This window comes from Poseidonocella sedimentorum (genome assembly GCF_900116005.1).
Lineage (GTDB): Bacteria > Pseudomonadota > Alphaproteobacteria > Rhodobacterales > Rhodobacteraceae > Poseidonocella > Poseidonocella sedimentorum.
On record NZ_FOYI01000024.1, the window covers coordinates 1 to 3,114 of the forward strand.

The 3,114-nt window shown below is 61.5% G+C and carries 4 protein-coding genes; all 4 read left to right on the top strand.

All coding sequences use genetic code 11. From position 1 onward, the window contains the following. Positions 1 to 414 precede the first annotated feature (414 nt). The 4 genes from BM353_RS17055 to BM353_RS16475 all read left to right on the top strand — a co-directional run bounded on the left by BM353_RS17055 (position 415) and on the right by BM353_RS16475 (position 2,827). Positions 415 to 636 carry a hypothetical protein gene (locus tag BM353_RS17055; protein WP_218155496.1) on the top strand — a complete coding sequence of 74 codons (222 nt, stop codon included), beginning with the start codon at positions 415 to 417 and terminating at the stop codon, positions 634 to 636. Next, positions 633 to 1,133, top strand: coding sequence for a DUF2924 domain-containing protein (locus BM353_RS16470; protein ID WP_092082818.1), 501 nt, complete (start codon positions 633 to 635; stop codon positions 1,131 to 1,133). The genes BM353_RS17055 and BM353_RS16470 overlap by 4 nt, the downstream gene beginning before the upstream one ends. Next, on the top strand, positions 1,130 to 1,294 hold the full coding sequence (locus BM353_RS17200) for a recombinase family protein (RefSeq protein ID WP_342742216.1): 165 nt from the start codon (positions 1,130 to 1,132) through the stop codon (positions 1,292 to 1,294). The genes BM353_RS16470 and BM353_RS17200 overlap by 4 nt, the downstream gene beginning before the upstream one ends. Before the next feature lie 69 nt (positions 1,295 to 1,363). Then, positions 1,364 to 2,827, top strand: coding sequence for a recombinase family protein (locus BM353_RS16475; protein ID WP_342742217.1), 1,464 nt, complete (start codon positions 1,364 to 1,366; stop codon positions 2,825 to 2,827). Positions 2,828 to 3,114 lie beyond the last annotated feature (287 nt).

The window sequence follows — 3,114 nt, forward strand, 5'->3', positions numbered from 1 at the left end:
CCGTGGTCTACTTCAGCCAGATCAAAACCCACCAGCAGGGGCAGAGAGTAGCTTAAATCATCCCGGAAACTGTCCAAGGGTTGGGGAGAAGATCACGCTTAAGAGCGGCTTGGGTGAAAAGGAAAGGGAACGCCTCAAGCGCCTTTGGAAGTGGGGTTGGAAGCGTCGGTACCGCGACCGTCACCCATCCAGAGTTATCGTACTTACAGGACAAGAATTGTTCGACCCGGATCGGTTCCGCCGTAGCGGCAAGATGATGTACGGTATTAGCCGGCCTTCAAGCTCCCCCCAACAAATTATGAACGCTTGGCTTCTCCTAATTTCGCGCCACTACTACAACCCGTTGTGTTAACTTGAAATCCCGTCCGCATCGCGGCCACCACAGGACAAAACAGCTCCTGAGGTTCGCCCGGCATGCCCGATACCGACGTCAATTTCGCCCCTCCGCCAGAAGCGCTCACAACCGATGAGAGGCTGGCAGAACTCGCCCAAATCCTCGCCGCAGCCGTGGATCGTACCAACCCACCGACAATAAACGAGAATTCTGCGAACGACCGACACAGTTCGCTGGACATCCTCGCTCTTGTTCGCCGTCGTCGTCAACAGTTACGAACTCGAGTTGGAGAGGGCGAATGACGAAAACCACAATAAAAACAGTAGGAAAGAGAACGAGCCTTGGCTATACGCAGGGCCACTCTGTCCTGGCGGAGCTGGTCGCGCTGAAGGCTATGAGTGTGCCTGAGTTGCGCGAGAAATGGGCGGCGATCTTTGACGCGCCTGCACCGAATACCAGCCGCCAGAATCTCGAGCTGCGGCTCGGTTACCGGATCCAGGAACTGGCCCTTGGCGGCATCGGCCGCGATGTACGGCGGACGCTGGATGCGCTGGCGGCGGAGGTGGCTTCCGGCGAGCCCGGTCAGGTAATGACCGACCCACGACGTCCTTTGCCGGGCACTAAGCTGGTCCGTGAATGGAACGGCGTCGAGCACACTGTCACGGTGCTGACGAAGGGCTTTGAGTGGCAAGGTCGTCGGTACAAATCGCTTTCTGGCGCGGCGCGGGCCATCACCGGCGCGAATTGGAATGGCTGGAAATTCTTCGGCTTCACCCCACGCCCGAGGATCAGCAAATGACGCGCCAACCACAGCCGCAACAGCCCCGCCGCCTGCGCTGCGCCATCTACACCCGCAAATCGAGCGAGGAAGGGCTCGCCATGGAATTCAACAGTCTCGACGCCCAGCGGGAGGCGTGCGAGGCCTATATCGCCAGCCAGAAGGCCGAGGGCTGGGTCTGACTGCGCGACCAATACGATGACGGTGGCTTCTCCGGTGGGACGCTGGAACGCCCCGCGCTGAAGGATCTGATTGCCGACATCGAGGACGGGTTGATCGACATCGTCGTGGTCTACAAGATCGACCGCCTCAGCCGCGCGTTGATGGATTTCTCCAAGCTGGTCGAGATCTTCGACAAGCACGGCGTCACGTTCGTGTCCGTCAAGCAGTCCTTCAACACCACCACGTCCATGGGGCGGCTGACGCTGAGCATCCTGCTCAGCTTTGCCCAATTCGAACGCGAGGTGATTGGCGAGCGGATCCGCGACAAGGTCGCTGCGTCGCGCAAGAAGGGGATCTGGATGGGCGGGCCGGTGCCGCTGGGCTACAACGTGAGAGACCGCAAGCTGATCGTGGATCCGGTCGAGGCCGAGACGGTGCGCACGATCTTCACGCTCTACGCCCGGTCCAGTTCCACGGCGCAGGTTATCCTAGAGATGGACGCGCGCGCGATCCTGACGAAGACTGGCAGGCCTTACGACAAGACCTCGCTCATCAAATCCCTGCACAACAAGGTCTATCGCGGCCTCGCCGTGCGCAAGGGCACCGCCTATCCCGGCGAGCACGATGCGATCATCGACGCCACACTTTGGGACGAGGTGCACGTGGTGATCGCGAACAACCGGTATCTCAGGAAGGCTGCGGCTCAGGAACCCTCACCGGCGCTGCTGCGCGGGTTGATCTTCACCGAGATCGGCGTGGCGATGACCCCGCACCATACGAAGAAAGGCACGCGGCGCTATCGCTACTATGTCTCGATGGACGTGATCAAAAAACGGCCAAAGGCCGAACTGCGCGGACCGCAGCGGTTGCCCGGCGGCATGGTCGAGGATGCCGTGGTTGGCGAAATCCGCCGTCTGCTGCGCACTCCAGAGGTCGCCGCTCGGGTATCACGGACCCTGCGCAAGGACCGACCAGATCTTGGTGAGGCGGGCATCAGCGCCTCGCTAACCCAGTTCGACGAGATGTGGAACGCAGATCCCCGCCGAGCAGGCCCGCGTGGTCCGGCTTCTGGTGGCGCGGGTCACCGCCAGCGACGCCGGGTTGGCGGTCGATCTGCGCCACGAGGGCTTGGGCGCGATTGCCGCGCTGATGGCCCCGGCCAAGTCGGAGGTGGTGATGGCGGAGCCCGAAACCCTCCGCGTCCACATCCCGCTCACCCTGCGCAATCGAGGCGGCCGCCCCCGCATCCTGCCGCCAAAAGAGATCGAGGTCGCCATGGATCGCGGCCAGGATGCCCGCCTGCTGCGCGCCATCGGCCGCGCGTGGGACTGGCGGCGCAGGCTCGAGCGCGGCGACGTCAACACCATCGCCGATCTCGCCAGAGAGGAAGGCATCTCCGACCGCTATGTCAGCCGCGTGATCCGGCTGGCATGGCTCGCGCCCTCCGTGCTGGAGCGGCTGGTGCTGCGACGCGAGCCCACGGTGCTGTCGATCTTCGACTTCTGTGGCGTGTCGGAACTGCCGTGGGCCGGGCAGCCGGGACGGGTGTTTGATTGACTCTTGGGCAATCTAGGGCCTTTGTAAAAGATGGAGAGCTGCGAGCGCGGTTGATATGCACCCAAGCGCACTTACGACGAAAAGAGTCAGATGGCGATGTCGAAACCAAAGTGCATGATGCTGCAACAAGTAGGGGCGTTGTCGCTCTTAGTGATCGCTGAACCTCCCAGAACTTAAGCGTTTATCGATAGGGTCAGGACCCATTGATTTCATTGAGGCGTCATGATTCACCGTCCGAAAACAGAGCGGTGACATGTCTGATCTTTTCTGGTTGAGCGACGCG